This is a genomic window from Streptomyces sp. SID5643 (assembly GCF_009872555.1).
In the GTDB taxonomy this organism is placed as follows: domain Bacteria; phylum Actinomycetota; class Actinomycetes; order Streptomycetales; family Streptomycetaceae; genus Streptomyces; species Streptomyces iakyrus.
The window spans coordinates 26,566-47,434 of sequence record NZ_WWIC01000030.1 but is presented as its reverse complement, the minus strand read 5'-3'; the positions used below and the strand labels follow the sequence as shown (position 1 = coordinate 47,434).

The window sequence follows — 20,869 nt, the reverse complement described above, 5'->3', positions numbered from 1 at the left end:
CGGGAAGCCTGCTTCGAGATGAGTATTCCCACCTCCTTGAGAGGGTAAGGCTCCCAGTAGACGACTGGGTTGATAGGCCGGATATGGAAGCACGGTAACGTGTGGAGTTGACCGGTACTAATAGGCCGAGGGCTTGTCCTCAGTTGCTCGCGTCCACTGTGTTGGTTCTGAAACCACGAACAGCCCCACGTGCCACACGTGGTGCGGCGGTTCACAGTTTCATAGTGTTTCGGTGGTTATAGCGTAGGGGAAACGCCCGGTTACATTCCGAACCCGGAAGCTAAGCCTTACAGCGCCGATGGTACTGCAGGGGGGACCCTGTGGGAGAGTAGGACGCCGCCGAACTCCTTTTAGAGCTCTGGCTCTTGGGCACGCAGCCCAAGAGCCAGAGCTTTTTTGCGTTGAGGTAAGGTCAGGGGGCATCGTCGGTACATTTCCCACAGGAGGCCCCCGGGTGGAGGTTCAGGAGACTCGTGTCCAGACGGACCGTGTGCTCACCATCCCGAACATCCTCAGCATGGCCCGCCTCGTCGGCGTGCCCGTGTTCCTGTGGTTGATCCTGCGGCCTGAGTTCGGTGGGCCCCAGAGTGACGGCTGGGCCCTTCTGGTACTGGCCCTGAGCGGTGTCAGTGACTATCTGGACGGCAAGCTCGCGCGGCGCTGGAACCAGATCAGCAGCCTCGGCCGGCTCCTCGATCCCGCGGCCGACCGGCTCTACATTCTCTCGACCCTGGTGGGCCTCACCTGGCGCGAGATTTTGCCCCTCTGGTTGACCGCTCTACTTCTGGCGCGAGAGCTGGTCCTGCTGGTCATGGTCGGCATCCTCCGCCGGCACGGCTATCCGCCGCCCCAGGTGAACTTCCTGGGCAAGGCCGCGACCTTCAACCTGATGTACGCCTTCCCCCTGCTGCTGCTCAGTGACGGAAGTGGTTGGATCTCGTCACTGGCTGCGATTTTCGGATGGGCGTTCGCCGGGTGGGGTACAACGCTGTACTGGTGGGCAGGAGTCCTCTACGTGGTACAAGTCCGCCGCCTGGTCCGAGCGGACGCCACGACCGATTGAACTCCCGGATGGTCCTGCTGCCGTAGCGGAGCGATGGCCCGTACTGGATATGTGCGGGACAATCCTGGCGGGGGAAGTCGGCCAGACCGTCTCTTCGAGGAGGACGCTTCCGACATGAAGGCCGTCGTGATGGCCGGAGGCGAAGGCACGCGCCTTCGTCCTATGACCTCAAGCATGCCCAAGCCGCTCCTGCCGGTGGCCAACCGGCCGATCATGGAGCACGTTCTGCGGCTGCTCAAGAGGCATGGGCTCAACGAAACAGTCGTGACTGTCCAGTTCCTGGCGTCGCTCGTCAAGAACTACTTCGGTGACGGCGAAGAGCTCGGCATGGAGCTCACCTATGCCAATGAGGAGAAGCCACTCGGTACCGCCGGAAGCGTCAAGAACGCAGAGGAAGCACTGAAGGACGACGCTTTCCTCGTCATCTCCGGCGATGCTCTGACGGATTTCGACCTCACCGAACTCATCAATTTCCACAAGGAGAAGGGCGCGCTCGTCACCGTCTGCCTGACGCGTGTGCCCAATCCGCTGGAATTCGGTATCACGATTGTCGACGAGGAAGGCAAGGTGGAGCGCTTCCTGGAGAAGCCCACCTGGGGCCAGGTCTTCTCCGACACCGTGAACACCGGGATCTACGTGATGGAGCCCGAGGTCTTCGACTACGTCGAGCCCGACGTGCCCGTCGACTGGTCCGGTGACGTCTTCCCGCAGCTGATGAAGGAAGGCAAGCCCATCTACGGCTACATCGCCGAGGGCTACTGGGAGGACGTCGGCACGCACGAGAGCTATGTGAAGGCCCAGGCCGATGTCCTGGAGGGCAAGGTCGACGTGGACGTCGACGGGTTCGAGATCTCCCCGGGCGTATGGGTCGCCGAGGGAGCGGAGGTCCATCCCGACGCCATCCTCCGCGGGCCCGTCTACATCGGTGACTACGCCAAGGTCGAGGCCGGCTCCGAGATCCGTGAGCACACCGTCGTGGGCTCCAACGTGGTCGTCAAGAGCGGTGCGTTCCTGCACAAGGCCGTTGTCCACGACAATGTCTACGTGGGGCCGCACAGCAATCTGCGTGGCTGCGTGGTCGGCAAGAACACCGACATCATGCGTGCGGCGCGGATCGAGGACGGGGCGGTCATCGGTGACGAGTGCCTGATCGGTGAAGAATCGATCGTCCAGGGCAATGTGCGGGTGTATCCCTTCAAGACCATCGAGGCCGGCGCCTTCGTCAACACCTCGGTGATCTGGGAGTCCAGGGGACAGGCGCATCTCTTCGGTGCCCGCGGTGTGTCCGGGATCCTGAACGTGGAGATCACGCCGGAGCTCGCGGTCCGTCTCGCAGGCGCGTATGCGACGACGCTGAAGAAGGGCTCGACCGTCACCACGGCCCGGGACCACTCCCGTGGTGCACGTGCCCTCAAGCGGGCGGTGATCTCCGCGCTGCAGGCCAGCGCGATCGACGTGCGCGACCTGGAGAACGTCCCGCTGCCCGTCGCCCGGCAGCAGACCGCGCGGGGCAGTGCGGGCGGCATCATGATCCGCACCACGCCCGGTGTGCCGGACTCCGTGGACATCATGTTCTTCGACGGGAACGGCGCGGACCTGTCGCAGGGCAGCCAGCGGAAGCTGGACCGGGTGTTCGCGCGGCAGGAGTACCGCCGGGCGTTCCCCGGTGAGATCGGCGATCTGCACTTCCCGGCCAGCGTCTTCGACTCGTACACCGGCTCGTTGCTGCGGAACGTCGACACGACGGGCATCTCCGAGTCCGGCCTGAAGGTCGTCGTGGACGCGTCCAACGGAAGCGCGGGACTCGTCCTGCCGAGCCTCCTCGGCAAGCTGGGGGTGGACTCGCTGACGATCAATCCCGGCCTCGATGAGTCCAGGCCCACGGAGACGGCCGACATGCGGCGGTCGGGGATGGTGCGTCTCGGGGAGATCGTGGCGTCCTCGGGGGCCGCGTTCGGTGTGCGGTTCGACCCCGTCGGTGAGCGGCTGTCGCTCGTCGACGAGAAGGGGCGGATCATCGAGGACGACCGGGCCCTGCTCGTGATGCTGGACCTCGTCGCGGCCGAGCGGCGCAGCGGCCGGGTCGCGCTTCCGGTGACCACGACCCGGATCGCCGAGCAGGTGGCGGCGTACCACGGGACGCAGGTCGAGTGGACGACCACCTCTCCGGACGACCTCACGCGGGTCGGCGGCGAGGAGGGGACGATCTTCGGCGGTGACGGTAAGGGCGGTTTCATCGTCCCCGAGTTCAGCAGCGTGTACGACGCCACCGCGGCCTTCGTACGGCTCATCGGGCTCGTGGCGCGGACGCAGCTCACGCTCAGCCAGATCGACGCGCGGATCCCGCGGGCGCACGTCCTGAAGCGTGATCTGGCGACTCCGTGGGCCGTCAAGGGGCTCGTGATGCGGCGGGTCGTCGAAGCGGCCGGAGATCGCTTCGTGGACACCACGGACGGGGTGCGGGTGGTGGAGACCGACGGTCGCTGGGTGATGGTGCTGCCCGATCCGGCCGAGGCCGTCACCCACCTGTGGGCCGAGGGGCCGGACGACGCCTCCGCGCAGGCCCTGCTGGACGAATGGTCGGCGGTCGTGGACAGCGCCGGCCGGTAGAACGGGCTGCACGCGTGCGTGCCGGACATGTGTCCCCAACGGGGCCTGTCCGGCACGCCGGTGGGGCCGTTCGGAGGTAGTGCCCGCGACGTGCGACGATGTGCGGCATGCCGCAGCAACCCCCCATTCGGAGTACACCCACGCGGCCCCGGCGCCCGGATGCGTCCATGTCGTTGCTGACCAACGTCATGGACCACAGCCTCGACGACGGATACGCCGAGGCCGCCGCGCGCAAGAAGGCCGCGGGTGACAGCGGCATGCCGAAGACGCTCCGGGCCAAGCTCGGACTCGCCGCCGGACTGGTGCTCGCGGCCCTCGTCGTGACCCTCGGAGCGGCGCAGGCGCGGGTCGCCGCTCCGGTCGTCGCCAAGGAGCGGGAAGAGCTCGTCGACCGCATCGACCGGGAGACCGAGGCGGCGGACAAGCTGGAGGACTCCGTCGACGAGCTGCGCGCGGACGTGAGCGCACGACAGCGCGAGGCGCTGAGGAACAGCGGCGGCAGCGCCGACTCCGACCTGGCGGGCATCCTGTCGGGTGCGGTCGCGGTACACGGCCCCGGCGTGAAGCTCGTGGTGAACGACGCCAAGGAAGCCGCCACAGGCGGCGACGGTGACCCGCGGGAGGCCTCCGGGTTCTCCGACACCGGCCGGGTGCGGGACCGGGACATGCAGCGCGTGGTGAACGGGCTGTGGGAGTCGGGTGCCGAGGCCGTCTCGATCAACGGGCAGCGGCTGACGGCGCTGTCCGCGATCAGGGCCGCCGGCGACGCCATACTGGTCGACAACAAGCCGCTGGTGCCGCCGTACACGGTGCTGGCGGTGGGGGACGGGCAGCGGCTGAGCACACGGTTCCAGAACAGCGCGGACGGGTTGTACCTGAACGCGCTGCAGGAGAGCTACGGCATCAGGACAGGCATCTCCGTGGAGGACGACCTCCGGCTGCCTGCCGCACCGAGTGTGACCGTACGTACAGCACAGCCGAGCGTTGAGAAGAGTGAGAAGGGCACATCGTGATCGCCGTACTGGGCCTCGTCGTGGGAGTCGTGGCCGGCCTCTTGGTCCGGCCTGAGGTTCCGGCGGTGGTCGAGCCTTATCTGCCGATCGCCGTCGTGGCGGCGCTCGACGCCGTCTTCGGCGGCCTGCGGGCCATGCTCGACGGCATCTTCGACGACAAGGTCTTCGTGGTGTCGTTCCTGTCGAACGTCGTCGTGGCCGCGTTGATCGTGTTCCTGGGCGACAAGCTCGGCGTGGGCGCCCAGCTGTCCACCGGTGTGGTGGTCGTCCTCGGTATCCGGATCTTCTCCAACGCCGCGGCGATCCGCCGGCACGTGTTCCGGGCGTGAGGCCGATGAGCGATCACGACGAGAAGAGCGCCGAGGACCGGGGCGACACGCGCGACGGCGGCGGCGAGTCCGGGAACGGGCTGCGCAAGGAGCTGCCCCAGGAGGTGCCCGCGGTGGCGCCCGTCGCCGAGGAGGCACCGAAGGAGCCGGAGCCCGAGCGGATGCCGGAACCACAGCCGGAGCCCGGGCCGCGGCTGACCGGCCGGCAGCGGCTGGTGCAGGGGCTGTGGCCGCCGCGTGTCACCCGGGCTCAACTCATCGTCGCGGTGCTGTTGTTCGGCCTGGGCTTCGGGCTGGCCGTGCAGGTGGCCTCGAACAGCGACAGCGACAGCGCCCTGCGGGGTGCGCGGCAGGAAGATCTTGTCCGCATCCTCGATGAACTGGATGACCGTACTCAGCGTCTTGAGGACGAGAAGCGAGGTCTCGAGCAGCAGCGCGACGAGCTGGAGAACAGCTCTGACCAGGCTGAGGAGGCCAGGAAGCAGACGATCGAGAAGGAGAGGCAACTCGGCATCCTGGCGGGCACGGTGGCTGCGCAGGGGCCCGGCATCACCATGACGATCGTGGACACGAAGGGGACGGTCGAGGCGAACATGCTGCTCGACGCGATCCAGGAATTGCGGGCCGCGGGCGCGGAGGCGATTCAGGTCAACGGCGTCCGGGTCGTCGCCGGCACCTACCTCGCGGACTCCGGCAAGGGCGTGAGCGTCGACGGGAACAAGATCAACGCGCCCTATCGTTTCAAGGTCATCGGCAAGCCGCAGGACCTGGAGCCGGCGCTCAACATCCCCGGAGGCGTGGTGCAGACTCTCGAGAAGGAACAGGCCACCGTGACGATCGAGCGGTCCACCGACATCGTGGTGGACGCCTTGCGAGCAGCGAAGCGGCCTGACTACGCTCGGTCGTCCTCGCAGTGAACCGGGGGTGCATGGGCGGCTTCGGGCGAGGGCATGAGGTTGCGGGGGGTCGGCGCACCGAATGGGCGGTGCGTGGTGGAAACTGTCTGGTGCAGACGGACGTTGTCAGGATGTCCGGGTCGGCCAGAGTGTTCAGTCAGGGTTCGTCCTGCCCCACGGGCGGGTCTGTTTCGGTCAAGGGGAATCGCCCGTGAAGTTGTTTGCGAAGTTGTTCGGCAAGAGCGCGCGAGAGGCCAGCGACAATGCGACCGCCCGCCATCGCGCACAGCCTGACGCGGAAGGTCAGCGGCCGCTGTTCCGGGACCAGGTCGGCGGCCCGGGCGGCGATGTTTCCGGTGGTCAGGGCGCGCCGTCGGTTGACCCTGCGCAGCCCGGCGGCATAGGTTTCGGGCAACCGTCAACCTCAAGTGCGGGTGGAGGGTTTTCCGACCCGTATGCGTCCAACGCCCCCGGTGGGCAGCCGCGGCAGGAGGATCCGATGTCGGCCCTGGTGTGTACGAGGTGCGGTAACCGCAACGCGGAAAACAGCCGTTTCTGCTCCAACTGCGGCGCGCCGCTGCGAGCGGGGGCGACGCCGGAGCGTCCGTCCGAGACGACCTCCACGATCTCCATCTCCGGTCTCGAGGCCTACGACAGCGAGACCACCGGCCAGACGCCGATGCCGACCCTGTCTCCGGAGGCTCAGGCCGCCGTGGAGGCGCTGCCGCTGGGCTCCGCGCTCCTGGTGGTGCGCCGCGGTCCGAATTCGGGCAGCCGCTTCCTGCTGGACGGCGATCTGACCACGGCCGGCCGGCACCCGCAGAGCGACATCTTCCTGGACGACGTGACGGTGTCCCGGCGTCACGTGGAGTTCCGTCGCGGTCAGGACGGTTCGTTCACGGTGGCGGACGTGGGCAGCCTGAACGGCACGTACGTGAACCGCGAGCGGATCGACCAGGTCGCTCTGACCAACGGCGACGAGGTGCAGATCGGCAAGTACCGCCTGGTCTTCTACGCCAGCCAGCGGGGCTACTGACCGGGTCCGTCCGGGCAGACCCCAGCGGGGGTCCATCCGTCAGGGAAGGTCCATGCTGCAAAAACCGAGCGGCGGTGCCGGGCGCGGCGCCGCCGCCACGGACAGTGGGCTGATGAGCATCGGCGCGGTGCTGAACGCGCTGCGCGACGAGTTCCCCGAAGTGACCATCTCCAAGATCCGTTTCCTGGAGTCGGAAGGGCTCATCGAGCCGCAGCGGACCCCGTCGGGGTACCGCAAGTTCAGCGCCCATGACGTCGAGCGCCTCGGTCACGTCCTGAGGATGCAGCGGGATCACTACCTGCCCCTGAAGGTGATCCGGGAGCACTTGGCGGCCATGGAGCGCGGTGAGGCCGCCCCGCTGCCCGTCGTGGGCCGTCAGCGGGACGGGGAATCGGCTCCCGAGCCGCCCGAGGGGCCCACAGCGGCCAGAATCGGGCGTGAAGAGCTGCTCGCCGCCGCGGGTGTCGACGAGCACGAACTCAAGGAGTGGGAGTCCTACGGTCTTCTCACCCCCCTGGAGGACGGGGCCTATGACGCGGAGGCGCTCACCGTCGCCCTGCTGGTCATCGAGCTCGGGCGGTTCGGGATCGAGCCGCGGCACCTGCGGGCCATGAAGGCCGCCGCCGACCGAGAGGCCGGGCTTGTGGACCAGGTGGTGGCCCCGTTGAGGCGGCACCGCAACCCGCAGACCAGAGCTCATGCCGAGGCCCGCACCAAGGAGCTGGCGGGGCTGACGGTGAAGCTGCACGCCGCGCTGGTGCGGACCGCGCTCGGCGTGCGGCTGCCCTGAGGAGGGCGCGCGCGGGGTCCGGATCAGGCGCCCGATACCGGCCCGACTACCCAAACGTCCCGGGCACGGCCTAGGGTTGCTGTGTGAACGAGCTCGATGTCGTAGGTGTCCGGGTCGAAATGCCCTCCAACCAACCGATCGTGCTGCTGCGTGAAGTGGGAGGCGACCGTTACCTCCCCATCTGGATCGGGCCGGGGGAGGCGACGGCGATCGCCTTCGCCCAGCAGGGCATGGCTCCCGCGCGGCCGCTGACTCACGACCTGTTCAAGGACGTGCTGGAAGCCGTCGGCCAGGAGCTCACGGAAGTGCGCATCACGGACCTGCGTGAGGGCGTCTTCTACGCGGAGCTGGTCTTCGCCAGCGGCGTCGAGGTGAGCGCCCGCCCGTCCGACGCCATAGCGCTCGCGCTGCGCACCGGAACGCCGATCTACGGCAGTGACACGGTGCTCGACGACGCCGGCATCGCGATTCCGGACGAGCAGGAGGACGAGGTGGAGAAGTTCCGCGAGTTCCTCGACCAGATCTCTCCGGAGGACTTCGGCAGCAGCAGCCAGTGAGTGCCCCGGACGGGGCAGCGGCCTGAGAAGGCGTGTGGGCGGCCCGGCGGACGACGTGGTCCGTGGTGGGGTCGCCCGCCGTATGTCGGAAGGGTGAAAAGGCCTGCATGTGCCGGTGGCGCGTGTGAGCGTCACACGGCTCGCGCCGGACACATTCGGCTAGCCTTTCCCCGCGGTGGGGCACGGGAAACCACTCTCAGGGTGATTATCACTCGGCGTGGCGAGTGTGGCGATCGTTGACGCACCCCTGGTGACTGCCTACCGTCGAGAAGGCAGGTCAAGGACGGAGGTCGGCGTGAGAAGCAGCGGCGACGGTACGGCTGGGGGCGGCCCCGAGCGCAGTCTCAGGGCGAGCGGTCCGTACCCTCCCCCCGGCTCACGGCCCCTCCCGGGTGGGGGATGCCCTCAGCCCGGAGGCACGGCCGAGCACGCTCCGCAGCGACCGGCAGCGGTGCCGAGCAGCGGAGGGACGACGTCCATGGCGTCCGAGCAGATCGGCTATCGCGGCCCCACGGCCTGCGCGGCCGCCGGTATCACCTACCGGCAGTTGGACTACTGGGCCCGCACGGGGCTCGTCGAGCCGAGCGTGCGCCCCGCCTACGGGTCCGGGACACAGCGGCTCTACAGCTTCCGGGACGTGGTCGTCCTGAAGATCGTGAAGCGGTTCCTCGACACCGGGGTGTCGCTCCAGAACATCCGTACGGCCGTCCACCACCTCAGGGAACGCGGTTTCAGCGACCTGGAGCGCATGACGCTGATGAGCGACGGCGCGACGGTCTACGAGTGCACCTCGCCCGACGAGGTCCATGCCCTGCTCCAGGGCGGCCAGGGTGTGTTCGGGATCGCTGTGGGCGTGGTGTGGCGGGATGTCGAGAGCGCGCTGTCGCAGCTGCACGGCGAGCGGATCGACACCGGCGAGACCCTGGTCGGCCGCAACCCCGCGGACGAGCTCGCACGTCGGCGTAACCGAGCCGTCTGAGGCGTCCCGGCAGCGCAGGACCGCACGCGGCCGCAGGAGGCGGGACGTTTCCGCATCGGAGCGCAAGCGGTTTCCCGTGGGACGTTCAGGGCGGTCGCGCGGGGCGTTGTCAGTGGCGTAGGGCAGCATCGGAGTTGTGAGAACCGCGCCCACGATCCTGCATCTCGACATGGATGCCTTCTTCGCCTCGGTGGAGCAGGCGTCCAAGCCGAGTCTGCGCGGGAAGGCCGTGGTCGTCGGCGGGCTGGGGCCGCGGGGCGTGGTGGCGACCGCGTCGTACGAGGCGCGGGTCTTCGGGGTGCATTCGGCGATGCCCATGGGGCAGGCCCGGCGGCTCGCGCCGAACGCCGCCTATCTCGTGCCGCGCTTCACCTTCTACCGGTCGATCAGCGAGCGGGTGATGGAGCTGCTGCGGGCGCTGTCGCCGCTGGTGGAGCCGCTGAGCCTGGACGAGGCGTTCGTGGACCTGGAGGCCGGGGGAGTGGCCTGGGACGAGCGGTCGGCGCGGCTGGCCGGGGTGAAGCTGCGAGCGGACATCCGGGCCGTCACGGGGCTCACCGGGTCGGTGGGTCTCGCCGCCTCCAAGATGCTCGCGAAGATCGCCTCGGAGGAGGCCAAGCCCGACGGGCTGGTGGTGATCGAGCCGGGGACGGAGCGGGCCATGCTCGGGCCGATGTCGGTGCGGACGCTGCCGGGGGTCGGGCCGGCCACGGGTGACCATCTGAGGCGGGCCGGCATCACCACCGTCGAGGAGATCGTCGAGGCCGGCGAGGACGAACTGGTCCGGCTGCTGGGGAGGGCGCACGGGCACGGTCTGTACGCCATGGCGCTGGCCCGGGACGACCGGCCCGTCGTGGCGGAGCGCGAGGCGAAGTCGGTGTCGGTCGAGGACACCTATGACGTCGACATCCACGACCGGACGCGGGTCGGGCTGGAGGTGCAGCGGCTCGCCGAGCGGTGCGTGCGGCGGCTGCGCGGGGCAGGACTGTCCGGGCGGACGATCGTACTGAAGGTGCGGCGGTACGACTTCTCCACGCTCACCCGCTCCGAGACGCTGCGCGGGCCCACGGACGACCCCGTGGTGATCCGCGAGGCGGCGGGCAGACTGCTGGACTCGGTCGACACGACGGGCGGTGTACGGCTCCTCGGGGTGGGCGTCAGCGGGCTCGCCGACTACACCCAGGAGGATCTGTTCGCGCAGGCGGCGGGGGAGCGGGCGGTCGCGGAGGGCCCGGTCGAGGAGCACACCGTGACGCCGCCCGAGGAGCAGCCGTCGCCGGCCGAGCGGCGATGGCCCGCAGGGCACGACGTGCGGCACACCCGGTTCGGGCACGGATGGGTGCAGGGCAGCGGTCTGGGGCGGGTCACCGTGCGCTTCGAGACGCCCTCCTCGGAGCCCGGGCGCGTGCGGACCTTCCGGGTCGACGACCCGGATCTGGAGGCGGCGGATCCGCTGCCGCTGGTGTTACGAGGACCCGAGGGGGGAGACGAAGTGCCCGGGGCGGGATCTCAGGCTGTCTCGTCGGTGCCCGCCAGCTTGCCGAAGTCGTGGTCCGGGAGCGGGGGCGGGGCGGCGACGTCGAGACCGTAGTGGTGGTAGAGCTGCAGCTCCTGCTCCGGGGAGAGGTGGCGGCCCACGCCGAAGTCGGGGGCGTCCTTGATCAGGGCGCGTTCGAAGGGGACGTGGAGGGCGCCCTCGATCAGCTCGCTGGGCTCCAGGGGGACGAAGGCGTCCCTGCTGAACAGGCCGGTCCGTATGGCCGCCCACTCCGGCTCGCCGGTGGCGTCGTCGAGGTAGACCTCGTCGATGGTGCCGATCCTGGTCCCGTTGCGGTCGAACGCCTTGCGGCCGATCAGGTTGCGCGGATCGATGTCGGTTCGCACGGGCCCTCCACATGGTCGCACCTCATCCGTAAACACTACAAAACGGTACAAGTAGGGATGCGGCCACTCGAAGGTTCGTGCGTTGACCTCGCTGGTACGCTGGCAGCGGCTGTTGACCCCGTGCGGGAGAGTCCTCCAGACACCATCGGAGGCGCCGAAGGAGCAAATCCTCCCCGGAATCTCTCAGGCTCACGTACCGCACGGACGAGGTCACTCTGGAAAGCAGGGCGGGTGTCGACGGCTCCCGCTCTCACCGACGGTGAAAGCCGGAGGCCCTTGGGGCGATCCGGTGAAGCTCTCAGGTTGAGATGACAGAGGGGGAGGCCGTCCGGGTACCCGTGCCGTGGTGCCCCTCGCAGGTCGTGTCGACCAGGAGGCCTCCGTAATGACCGCCCACCGCATTCCGCTCTCCGAGCTCGAAGAGGCAGTCCCCTTCGAGCAGCGCCACATCGGCCCCGACCACGAGGCCTGCGCCAAGATGCTCGCGCACGTCGGCTACGGCTCGCTGGACGAGCTGACCGCCGCCGCGGTCCCGGCCGTGATCAAGAGCGCCGAGGCACTGGACCTGCCGGGCGCCCGCAGTGAGGCCGAGGTGATCGCGGAGCTGCGCACCCTCGCCGACCGCAACGAGGTCCTCGGCTCCATGATCGGTCTCGGCTACTACGGCACGTTCACGCCGCCCGTCATCATGCGCAACGTCATGGAGAACCCGTCCTGGTACACGGCCTACACGCCGTATCAGCCGGAGATCTCGCAGGGCCGGCTGGAGGCGCTGCTCAACTTCCAGACGATGGTCGCCGAGCTGACCGGACTGCCGACCTCCGGCGCCTCCCTGCTCGACGAGGGCACCGCGGCCGCCGAGGCCATGGCGCTGTCGCGGCGGCTGGGCAAGAACAAGAAGGGCCTGTTCCTGGTCGACGCGGACACGCTGCCGCAGACCATCGCCGTGATCCAGACCCGCGCCGAACCGACCGGCGTCGAGGTCGTCGTCGCAGACCTGAGCGACGGCATCCCCGCCGAGATCGCCGAGCGCGAGATCAACGGCGTGCTGCTCCAGTACCCGGGCGCCTCCGGTGCCGTGCGGGACATCAAGCCGGTCATCGACCGGGCGCACGAGCTCGGGGCACTCGTCACCGTCGCCGCCGACCTGCTGGCGCTGACGCTGCTGAAGTCGCCCGGCGAGCTCGGCGCGGACATCGCCGTCGGGACGACCCAGCGCTTCGGCGTGCCCATGGGCTTCGGCGGACCGCACGCCGGCTACATGGCGGTCCAGGACAAGATGGCGCGCAGCCTGCCCGGGCGGCTCGTCGGCGTGTCCGTGGACGCCGACGGCAACAAGGCCTACCGGCTGGCGCTGCAGACGCGTGAGCAGCACATCCGCCGTGAGAAGGCCACCAGCAACATCTGCACCGCGCAGGTGCTGCTCGCCGTCATGGCCGGCATGTACGCCGTCTACCACGGCCCGGAGGGCCTGAAGGGCATCGCGCGGCGCACCCACCGGTACGCCACCGTCCTCGCCGCCGGGCTCGCGAACGGCGGGGTCGAGATCGTGCACGGCTCCTACTTCGACACCCTGACGGTGCGCGCCGAGGGCCGGGCCGCCGACGTCGTGGCCGCCGCCCGTGACAACGGGGTCAACCTGCGCCTCGTCGACGCCGACCACGTCTCCATCGCCTGCGACGAGACCACGACGCGGGCGCAGCTGCGTGCCGTATGGGCCGCCTTCGGGGTCGAGGGCGTCGTGGAAGCGCTGGACGCGGCCGCCGAGGACGGGCTTCCGGGCGCGCTGCTGCGCACCGACGACTACCTGACGCACCCCGTCTTCCACCAGCACCGCTCCGAGACCGCCATGCTGCGCTACCTGCGCAAGCTGGCCGACCGCGACTACGCGCTCGACCGGGGCATGATCCCGCTGGGCTCCTGCACCATGAAGCTCAACGCGACCACCGAGATGGAGCCGGTCACCTGGCCCGAGTTCGGGCACATGCACCCCTTCGCGCCCGCCGAGCAGGCCGGGGGCTACCTCACGCTCATCCACGAGCTGGAGGACCGGCTCGCCGAGGTCACCGGCTACGACAAGGTGTCCCTCCAGCCGAACGCCGGGTCGCAGGGTGAACTGGCCGGTCTGCTCGCCGTCCGCGGGTACCACCGGGCCAACGGGGACGAGCAGCGCATCGTCTGCCTGATCCCGTCGTCCGCGCACGGCACCAACGCCGCCAGCGCGGTGATGGCGGGCATGAAGGTGGTCGTGGTGAAGACCGCCGAGGACGGCGAGATCGACGTCGAGGACCTGCGGGCCAAGATCGAGCAGTACCGCGACGAGCTGGCCGTGCTGATGATCACCTACCCGTCCACGCACGGTGTGTTCGAGGAGCACGTCGCCGACATCTGCGCCCAGGTGCACGAGGCGGGCGGCCAGGTCTACGTCGACGGGGCCAACCTCAACGCGCTCGTCGGGCTCGCCAAGCCGGGGCACTTCGGCGGCGACGTCTCGCACCTGAATCTGCACAAGACCTTCTGCATCCCGCACGGCGGCGGCGGTCCCGGCGTCGGCCCGGTCGCGGTGCGCGAGCACCTCGCGCCCTACCTGCCCAACCACCCGCTCCAGCCCGAGGCAGGCCCGCAGACGGGCGTCGGTCCCATCTCGGCGGCGCCCTGGGGCTCGGCCGGCATCCTGCCCATCTCGTGGGCGTACGTCCGGCTCATGGGTGGCGAGGGGCTGAAGCGGGCCACGCAGGTGGCCGTGCTCAGCGCCAACTACATCGCCAAGCGCCTGGAGCCGCACTACCCGGTGCTCTACACCGGTCCCGGCGGGCTCGTCGCCCACGAGTGCATCATCGACCTGCGGCCGCTGACCAAGGCGACCGGTGTGAGCGTCGACGACGTCGCCAAGCGGCTGATCGACTACGGCTTCCATGCGCCGACCATGTCGTTCCCGGTGGCCGGGACGCTGATGATCGAGCCGACCGAGTCGGAGGACCTGGCCGAGCTCGACCGGTTCTGCGACGCGATGATCGCCATTCGCGCGGAGATCGAGAAGGTCGGCTCGGGCCAGTGGCCCGCGGAGGACAACCCGCTGCGCGGCGCCCCGCACACCGCCGGCGCGCTCGCCGGGGAGTGGGAGCACTCCTACAGCCGTGAGGAGGCCGTCTTCCCGGCCGGGGTGTCGACCGCCGACAAGTACTGGCCGCCGGTACGCCGCATCGACCAGGCCTACGGCGACCGGAACCTGGTGTGCTCCTGCCCGCCGCTGGACGCCTACGAGGACTGATCGGCCGACCGGTCGCAGGGAGGGGCTCCGCGGGGCGGGGCCCCTCTCGCCGTCTCCGGGCCCGTCAGAGGGCGGCGAGTGACACCTCGGTCGCCTTGATCAGGGCGACGACGGGGATCCCGGGTGACAGGGCCAAGTCTTCCGCAGCGTCCCTGGTGATCGCGGCGGTCAGTTCGCCGCCCTCGACCGTGACGCGGACCGACGCCATCGCGCCGCCGGCCGCGATGTCCGTGACGGTTCCGGGGAGCTGATTGCGGATCGACAGGCCCTCGATCGGCGCGGTGGCCAGGGAGACCTCCGTCGACTTCATCAGGGCGCGCACGGGGGCGCCCGGGGTGAGACGGAGGTCTTCCGCGGCCTCGCGGGTGATCGCCGCGGTGAGGTCCTGGCCGCCGGTGAGGCGGACCCTCACCGTCGCCATGGCCTCGCCAGGAGTGACGGTGGTGACGGTGCCGGGGAGCTGGTTGCGGATGCTCAGGCTCATGGGTGCACGGTAGCCCGATGGCGGCGTTCGCCCTGGCAGGCGTGTGTTTGCGTCACCTCCGCGGCCCCTCGGGGCTCAGACGCGGTCGATGTGGACGTTCGTCGACTTCACGCGGGCCGTCGCCTCCATGCCGACCTCCAGGCCCAGTTCCTCCACCGCCTCGCGGGTGAGCAGGGAGACGAGCCGGTGCGGGCCGGCCTGGATCTCGACCTGGGCGGCGACGTCGCCGAGTTTGATCGCGGTGACGATGCCCGGGAACGCGTTGCGGGCCGAGGTGTACGGCGTGTCCTCCTCGGCGGAGCCTGGCCGGGCCAGTTCGACCGAGAACGCGGCCAGGTCCCGCCCGTCGATGAGCCGACGCCCGGTCCCGTCGCGGTGAGTCGTGATGCGGCCCGCGTCCGCCCAGCGGCGGGCGGTGTCCGGGCTCACGCCGAGCAGCCGTGCTGCCTGGCCGATCGTGTAGGACTGCATGCCGGTCACGATAGGCGCGGGGGAAGGGAACGACGGATGCGGGGTTGGCCGTTGGGTATAACGCGATATAGCGTTAGTCTCGACTGGCTGGCCGGGTGCCGTGCCCGGGGGATCGGGGTGGAGTGATGGCGGCGGAGATCGTGCGGACCGGTGGATCGCCCGAGGTGAGGGCGTCGCACGCGGACCGGGACCGGACGGTGGATGTCCTGCGCGTCGCCGCGGGCGACGGCCGGCTCACCCTGGACGAGCTCGACGAGCGGCTGGAGGCCGCATGGTCGGCCCGGACGATGGGCGAGCTCGCCGTGCTGACGGAGGACCTGCCCGTGCCCGCGGGCGGGATGCCCGCCGAGGCCGACGGCGTGGTACGGATCCGCCAGGAGGGGGCCTCGACCCGGCGGGACGGCGGCTGGGTGGTGCCGCGGCGACTGGAGATCCGTTCGGCGTGGGGGGAGGTGACGCTCGACCTCACCGATGCGGTGATCACCCACGACACCCTGGACATCGACCTGGACCTGCGCGCCGGCTCCCTCAAGCTGCTGACCGGGCCGGGTGTTGTCGTGGACACCGACGGCCTGGTCATGAACCACTCGGCGATCAAGGCGCGTCGGCCGGCCGACGCCCCCGTCCTGCTGCGGGTCCGGATCACCGGCGAGGTCACCTACGGACAGGTTGTCGTGCGCTCACCGCGCAGGGGCTTCGGCAGGAGGAGTGCGACGGCCTGACTCAGCCCACGTGCACCCTCGGCCGCCGCTTGCGGTCCGGCTCCGCCTCGCGCAGCACCTCTCGGGTCACCGGGGCGACCTCGCCCTGCCCGAACAGGAAGAAGCGCAGGAAGTTGGCGAAGGGCCCGCCCTCGGTCCACTCGAAGTAGATGTGCGGGGTGCAGCCCGTCGAGTCGCGGACGTGCAGCAGCAGTGCGGCCAGAGCGTTGGGGATGGAGGACGACTCCAGGGTCAGCACGCGGTAGCGGCCGTGCAGCACCTCACCGCGTACGGTCAGGCCCGCCTCGAATTCGGACGGGTCGGTGACGGTCACCTCGACGAAGACGAAGTCCTCCTGGCCGGGCACGTCGTTGTCCTGCCGGATCTGCTCGATCTTGTCGCGGTACTCGGCGATGTCCCGCCGGTCCGGCTCGTTGGCGATGAACCGCATCCGGCGGCTGGCCATGTCACGGACGAAGCGTTCCGCCATGTCGTCCAGCGTCACGCTGGTGACGCGGAGCTCGAACGCCCGGGCCAGCCGTGACAGCAGGGAGACCAGGATGATGCCGGCGATGAAGCAGGCGCCGATCTTCACGCCGTCCGGACGCTCGATCACGTTGAGCACGGTCGTGTACAGGAACACCGCGGAGATCACCGCGAACGCGATCGTCCAGTGCCGCTGCCGGGCCTTGCGGGCGGCGATGGTCACCGCGATCGCGGCGGAGCTGATGAGGACCAGCACGCCGGTGGCGTAGGCACCGCCCTGGGCGTTGACGTCGGCGTCGAAGATCCAGGTGACCAGGAAGGCGATCAGGGTGAAGACGATGACCATGGGCCGCACGGCACGGGCCCAGTGCGGGGCCATGCCGTAGCGGGGGAGGTAGCGCGGCATCAGATTGAGCAGGCCGGCCATCGCGGAGGCGCCGGCGAACCACAGGATGGCGATCGTCGAGGCGTCGTAGACGGTGCCGAAGGTGTTGCCCAGGTAGTCGTGCGCCAGGTACGCGAGGGCACGTCCGTTGGCCTGGCCGCCCGCCTCGAACTCCTTCTCCGGGATGAGGAGCGTGGTGATGAAGCTGGTGGTGATCAGGAAGACGCTCATGATCAGCGCGGCGGTGGTGAGCAGCTTCTTCGTGTCGCGGATACGGCCGGTCGGCCGTGCCTCGGTGTCGTCCGGGTCGCCCTTGACGTGCGGCATCACGGCGACACCCGTCTCGAACCCGGAGAGGCCGAGCGCCAGTTTCGGGAAGACGAGCAGGGCGACGCCGATCATGGTGAAGACGTTGCCGTGCTGGGTGGTGAGGGCGCTCGACCAGTCGGTGACGACATGACCCGCGGTGACGACGTGGTAGAGGCCGACCACCACCACGACCGCGTTCAGCGCGAGGTAGGCACCGACGAGGGCGACCGCGACGCCGATGGCCTCAAGGAAGCCCTTGAGGAACACCGCGCCCAGCAGCGCCACCAGGACCAGCGTGATCAGCATCTGCTTGTCGTGCAGGACGCCGGTCAGATGCGGGTTCTCCACGAGGTGGGTGGAGGCGTCGGCGGCCGACAGGGTGATGGTGATGAGGAAGTCGGTGGCGGCGAAGCCCAGCAGGGTCAGTACGAACAACTTGCCCTGCCAGAAGGAGAGCAGCCTCTCCAGCATCGCGATGGAGCCCTCACCGTGCGGGCTCTCCTCGGCCACGCGGCGGTAGACGGGCAGGGCCCCGGCCAGCGTGACGACGACGAGGACGATGGTCGCGATCGGCGACAGCAGTCCGGCGGCGAGGGCCGCGATCCCCGGCTGGTAGCCGAGGGTCGAGAAGTAGTCGACGCCGGTCAGGCACATCACCCGCCACCAGGGCCGGCCCCGGTGCGGGGGTTCCGGCTCGGCATGGGGGCCGGTGGGGCCTCCGGCCTTGCCCATGTCGGACAGGCCTTCCAGCATCCAGGTGCGCAGACGGCTGGGTGAGGTGGGCACCGCACGGCTCGGTGCCTGGTGCTCGGTGGTGGCCATCGACGTGCTCCCGAAGTGCGGCTCAGCATGGTTCCGGCCATCACTGGACGGCCCGATCAGGGTAAGCGGAGCGTGATGCCGTGGCCCCTGAAAGCGGGGGCCGTGCGCGTCAAACTTCCGTTAAGACTCGCGGCCCGGGCGGACGCGGAGGTGAAAACGCGAGCTGAGAGCGCGTGGGACGGCTCGGCCTGAGCAGTGCGCGGAGTCGGTCTCCAGTCCCCCGGGCGGACACCCTGTGTGATCAGACCCGAGCCGACTTCGTAACGTTCGTCTGTCAAGCCGAATGTTTCGCCTTCCCTTCCCTTCCGCATCCGGATGCAAGATTCTGCATGTACGAGGGGTTGCCACCGTTTACCCGCTGTCTCTAGGGTGCGGCAGCAGCGAAGCTTTCTGGAACTACTTCGAAACTTTCGAGGAGCGCATGATGGGCGACCCCGCACTGTCCCGCCGCGGCTTCCTGGCGGCCTCCGCCGCGGCCGGTCTGGGGATGACGGCACTGACCGCATGCGGCGGGGACTCGGACGGAGGGTCGTCCGGGACGACCACGATCGAATGGTGGAACATCTCCACCACCGAGCCGTCCAAGACCGTCTGGGCCGCCCTCGCCCGGAAGTTCGAGGCGCAGAACCCCAAGGTCAAGATCAAGATCGTGCAGATGGAGAACGACGCCTACAAGTCGAAGATGACGGCTCTGACCGCCTCCGGGAAGCTGCCCGACATCTTCCACACCTGGGGTGGCGGCGTGCTGAAGCAGCAGGTCGACGCCGGGCTCGTCGAGAACCTCACGGACAGCACCAAACCGTGGGGCGAGGCCCTGCTGCCGGTCGCCAAGGAGCCCTACCTGTTCGACGACCAGGTCTACGGCATCCCGTTCGACATCGGCATGATCGGCTTCTGGTACAACAAGGCGCTCTTCAAGAAGGCCGGCATCGCCGAACCCCCGACCACCTGGGACGGCTTCCTCGACGCCGTACGCAAGCTCAAGGCCGCCGAGGTCACCCCGCTGGCACTGGCCGGCAAGGAGAAGTGGCCCGGGATGTACTACTGGGCCTACCTCGCGATGCGCACCGCCGGCGCCGAGGCGCTCCAGAAGGCCTACGACGACAAGGACTTCACCGGCGCCCCCTTCGTCGAGGCGGGCGACCACCTGAAGGAACTCGTCGGACTCCAGCCGTTCCAGAAGGGCTTCCTCGGCGCTGCCTACTCCACGCCCACCGGCCAGGCCGCCAGCGTCGGCAACGGCAAGGCGGCGATGGAGCTCATGGGCCAGTGGGCGCCCACGGTCCAGGCCGATGCGGGCAAGGGCCTCGGCAAGGACCTCGGCTTCTTCCCGTTCCCCGCGGTCGAGGGCGGCAAGGGCTCCATCACCGAGGTGTTCGGCGGAGGCGGCGGACACGCCCTGCGCCGCGGAGCCCCGCAGGAGGCCGTCGACTTCCTCAAGTTCTTCGCGTCCGAGGCGACCGACCTGGAACTCGTCAAGAAGACGGGCGTCCTGCCCGTGGTCCCCGCGGCCGAGAAGGCCATCGCCGACCCCAACATCAAGGCCGTACAGGCCCAGCTGAAGGCGGCCACCGGCTTCCAGCTCTACCTCGACCAGGCGTACGCGCCCGCCGTCGGCCAGGAGGTCAACGACAGTGTGGCCGCGCTCATCGCCGGCTCCAAGTCGCCCGGGCAGGTCGCCCAGTCGATCACGAAGACCGCGAAGGAAGAGCAGTAGCCGGCGATGACCTCCACGTTCCTGCCGGACAAACGGACCGGCCGCGGCGCCGGTTCCCCGCCCCCGGCCGCCGACCGGCGGCCCCCGGGGCGGGCCCGGCGACGCGCGCTGCACTGGCTCACCGCGGCCGGCTTCCAACTCCCGGCCCTGGTGCTGTTCATGGGGCTCGTGCTGCTGCCGATGCTGTTCGCCCTGTACGCCGCGTTCTTCCGCTGGGGCGGCTTCGGCATGCCGTCCGACTACATCGGCGGCGAGAACTTCAGCCGGCTCCTCCAGGACGACGTCTTCCTCGGTGACCTGTGGCGCTGCCTGGTCCTGGTGGTGCTGTCGCTCGCCTTCCAGCTGCCGTTCGCCCTCGCCATGGCCGTGCTGCTCAACCAGCGGATGCGCGGCCGGGCCGTCTACCGGATGCTGTTCTTCGCCCCTTACGTCCTGTCCGAGGCCATCACCGGGATCCTCTTCGGCATGATCTTCGCCCCGGACGACGGCTTCGCCGACCAGGTCCTCGGCAAGGTCGGCCTCGACGGGCTGGGCGGGGAGTGGTTCGCGGATCCGTCCACCGTCATGGCCACCGTCTTCCTGGTCATGACCTGGAAGTACTTCGGCTTCCACATGATGCTGTACCTCGCCGGACTACAGGCCGTCCCCCGGGAACTGACCGAGGCGGCGCTCATCGACGGGGCGAGTGCCTGGCAGCGGTTCCGCAACGTCACCCTGCCGCTGCTCGCGCCCACCCTGCGCATCAGTGTCTTCCTGTCGGTCATCGGGGCCATCCAGCTCTTCGACCTGGTCTGGGTCACCACCGCGGGCGGTCCCGACCACCACTCGGAAACCATGGCCGTGACCATGTTCCAGTACGGCTTCAAGCGCTACCAGGTCGGCTATGCCAGCGCCATCAGCGTGGTCATGTTCGGCATCAGCCTCGTCTTCGCCCTCGCCTACCAGCGGTTCGTGCTCCGGCGCGACCTCGAAGGCGCCACCACGACCATGCGGGGGGACGGAAAGTGACCACCAGCCAGAAGACCCGCGGGGGCGGCAGGACCTGGGGCCTGCACCTCGTCCTCAC

The 20,869-nt window shown here is 69.3% G+C and carries 18 protein-coding genes, 2 rRNA genes and 1 riboswitch; of the genes, 16 read left to right on the top strand and 4 right to left on the bottom strand.

Features of this window, described 5'->3' with window-relative positions:
- The 12 genes from GTY56_RS03335 to GTY56_RS03280 all read left to right on the top strand — a co-directional run.
- A 23S ribosomal RNA gene (locus GTY56_RS03335) occupies window positions 1–141 on the top strand; the annotation flags it as partial.
- An 87-nt stretch (window positions 142–228) separates the two neighbouring features.
- Window positions 229–345: ribosomal RNA gene (gene rrf, locus GTY56_RS03330) — 5S ribosomal RNA — on the top strand.
- 109 nt (window positions 346–454) lie between these two features.
- Complete coding sequence (gene clsA, locus GTY56_RS03325; RefSeq protein WP_033307453.1) at window positions 455–1,063, top strand: cardiolipin synthase ClsA; 609 nt, start codon at window positions 455–457, stop codon at window positions 1,061–1,063.
- A gap of 114 nt (window positions 1,064–1,177) precedes the next feature.
- Window positions 1,178–3,673, top strand: a complete 2,496-nt coding sequence (locus GTY56_RS03320; protein WP_161362304.1) for a mannose-1-phosphate guanyltransferase — start codon at window positions 1,178–1,180, stop codon at window positions 3,671–3,673.
- Between the two features lie 98 nt (window positions 3,674–3,771).
- The gene (locus tag GTY56_RS03315; protein ID WP_202509675.1) at window positions 3,772–4,686 is read left to right on the top strand and encodes a DUF881 domain-containing protein; all 915 of its coding nucleotides are present in this window, start codon (window positions 3,772–3,774) and stop codon (window positions 4,684–4,686) included.
- On the top strand, window positions 4,683–5,015 hold the full coding sequence (locus tag GTY56_RS03310; RefSeq protein WP_003988855.1) for a small basic family protein: 333 nt from the start codon (window positions 4,683–4,685) through the stop codon (window positions 5,013–5,015). Before GTY56_RS03315 ends, GTY56_RS03310 begins: the two co-directional genes overlap by 4 nt.
- Window positions 5,016–5,020: 5 nt before the next feature.
- Window positions 5,021–5,932: a DUF881 domain-containing protein gene (locus GTY56_RS03305; protein ID WP_161362300.1), complete on the top strand. Its 912-nt coding sequence runs from the start codon at window positions 5,021–5,023 to the stop codon at window positions 5,930–5,932.
- A gap of 61 nt (window positions 5,933–5,993) precedes the next feature.
- On the top strand, window positions 5,994–6,947 hold the full coding sequence (locus GTY56_RS03300) for a zinc-ribbon and FHA domain-containing protein (RefSeq protein WP_161362298.1): 954 nt from the start codon (window positions 5,994–5,996) through the stop codon (window positions 6,945–6,947).
- 52 nt (window positions 6,948–6,999) lie between these two features.
- Window positions 7,000–7,737, top strand: coding sequence for a transcriptional regulator FtsR (gene ftsR / locus GTY56_RS03295; RefSeq protein ID WP_161362297.1), 738 nt, complete (start codon window positions 7,000–7,002; stop codon window positions 7,735–7,737).
- 83 nt (window positions 7,738–7,820) lie between these two features.
- The gene (locus GTY56_RS03290) at window positions 7,821–8,294 is read left to right on the top strand and encodes a bifunctional nuclease family protein (RefSeq protein ID WP_003988851.1); all 474 of its coding nucleotides are present in this window, start codon (window positions 7,821–7,823) and stop codon (window positions 8,292–8,294) included.
- 295 nt (window positions 8,295–8,589) lie between these two features.
- Entirely contained in the window at window positions 8,590–9,273 is a 684-nt protein-coding gene (locus tag GTY56_RS03285; RefSeq protein ID WP_161362295.1) for a MerR family transcriptional regulator, read from the top strand.
- A gap of 136 nt (window positions 9,274–9,409) precedes the next feature.
- The gene (locus GTY56_RS03280; RefSeq protein WP_161362293.1) at window positions 9,410–10,864 is read left to right on the top strand and encodes a DNA polymerase IV; all 1,455 of its coding nucleotides are present in this window, start codon (window positions 9,410–9,412) and stop codon (window positions 10,862–10,864) included.
- Here the strand turns inward: GTY56_RS03280 and GTY56_RS03275 are convergent.
- Window positions 10,783–11,157 (bottom strand): PRC-barrel domain-containing protein, encoded by a 375-nt coding sequence (locus GTY56_RS03275; RefSeq protein WP_031104789.1) that lies wholly within the window; start codon window positions 11,155–11,157, stop codon window positions 10,783–10,785. The two genes, GTY56_RS03280 and GTY56_RS03275, sit on opposite strands and share 82 nt — an antisense overlap.
- A 113-nt stretch (window positions 11,158–11,270) precedes the next feature.
- A riboswitch (glycine riboswitch) is annotated at window positions 11,271–11,366 on the top strand.
- A gap of 176 nt (window positions 11,367–11,542) precedes the next feature.
- On the opposite strand from GTY56_RS03275, the gene gcvP reads away from it, so the two are divergent.
- Window positions 11,543–14,428: an aminomethyl-transferring glycine dehydrogenase gene (gene gcvP / locus GTY56_RS03270; RefSeq protein WP_161362291.1), complete on the top strand. Its 2,886-nt coding sequence runs from the start codon at window positions 11,543–11,545 to the stop codon at window positions 14,426–14,428.
- A 64-nt stretch (window positions 14,429–14,492) separates the two neighbouring features.
- Here gcvP and GTY56_RS03265 read toward each other — a convergent pair whose 3' ends face one another.
- Together GTY56_RS03265 and GTY56_RS03260 are read right to left on the bottom strand one after the other, a co-directional pair.
- Complete coding sequence (locus tag GTY56_RS03265) at window positions 14,493–14,912, bottom strand: TOBE domain-containing protein (protein WP_161362289.1); 420 nt, start codon at window positions 14,910–14,912, stop codon at window positions 14,493–14,495.
- A 75-nt stretch (window positions 14,913–14,987) separates the two neighbouring features.
- Window positions 14,988–15,383 (bottom strand): TOBE domain-containing protein, encoded by a 396-nt coding sequence (locus GTY56_RS03260; RefSeq protein WP_202509673.1) that lies wholly within the window; start codon window positions 15,381–15,383, stop codon window positions 14,988–14,990.
- A 125-nt stretch (window positions 15,384–15,508) separates the two neighbouring features.
- On the opposite strand from GTY56_RS03260, the gene GTY56_RS03255 reads away from it, so the two are divergent.
- Window positions 15,509–16,105, top strand: coding sequence for a DUF1707 SHOCT-like domain-containing protein (locus GTY56_RS03255; protein WP_161362285.1), 597 nt, complete (start codon window positions 15,509–15,511; stop codon window positions 16,103–16,105).
- A gap of 1 nt (window position 16,106) precedes the next feature.
- Here the strand turns inward: GTY56_RS03255 and GTY56_RS03250 are convergent, their stop codons facing one another.
- A complete protein-coding gene (locus tag GTY56_RS03250; protein ID WP_161362283.1) occupies window positions 16,107–18,086 on the bottom strand; it encodes an APC family permease in 1,980 nt (659 codons plus the stop codon).
- A 424-nt stretch (window positions 18,087–18,510) separates the two neighbouring features.
- Here GTY56_RS03250 and GTY56_RS03245 point away from each other — a divergent pair, with 424 nt between their 5' ends.
- Both GTY56_RS03245 and GTY56_RS03240 read left to right on the top strand, forming a co-directional pair.
- Entirely contained in the window at window positions 18,511–19,803 is a 1,293-nt protein-coding gene (locus GTY56_RS03245; protein WP_161362281.1) for an extracellular solute-binding protein, read from the top strand.
- Between the two features lie 6 nt (window positions 19,804–19,809).
- Window positions 19,810–20,811: a carbohydrate ABC transporter permease gene (locus GTY56_RS03240; protein ID WP_161362279.1), complete on the top strand. Its 1,002-nt coding sequence runs from the start codon at window positions 19,810–19,812 to the stop codon at window positions 20,809–20,811.
- Window positions 20,812–20,869: the final 58 nt, after the last annotated feature.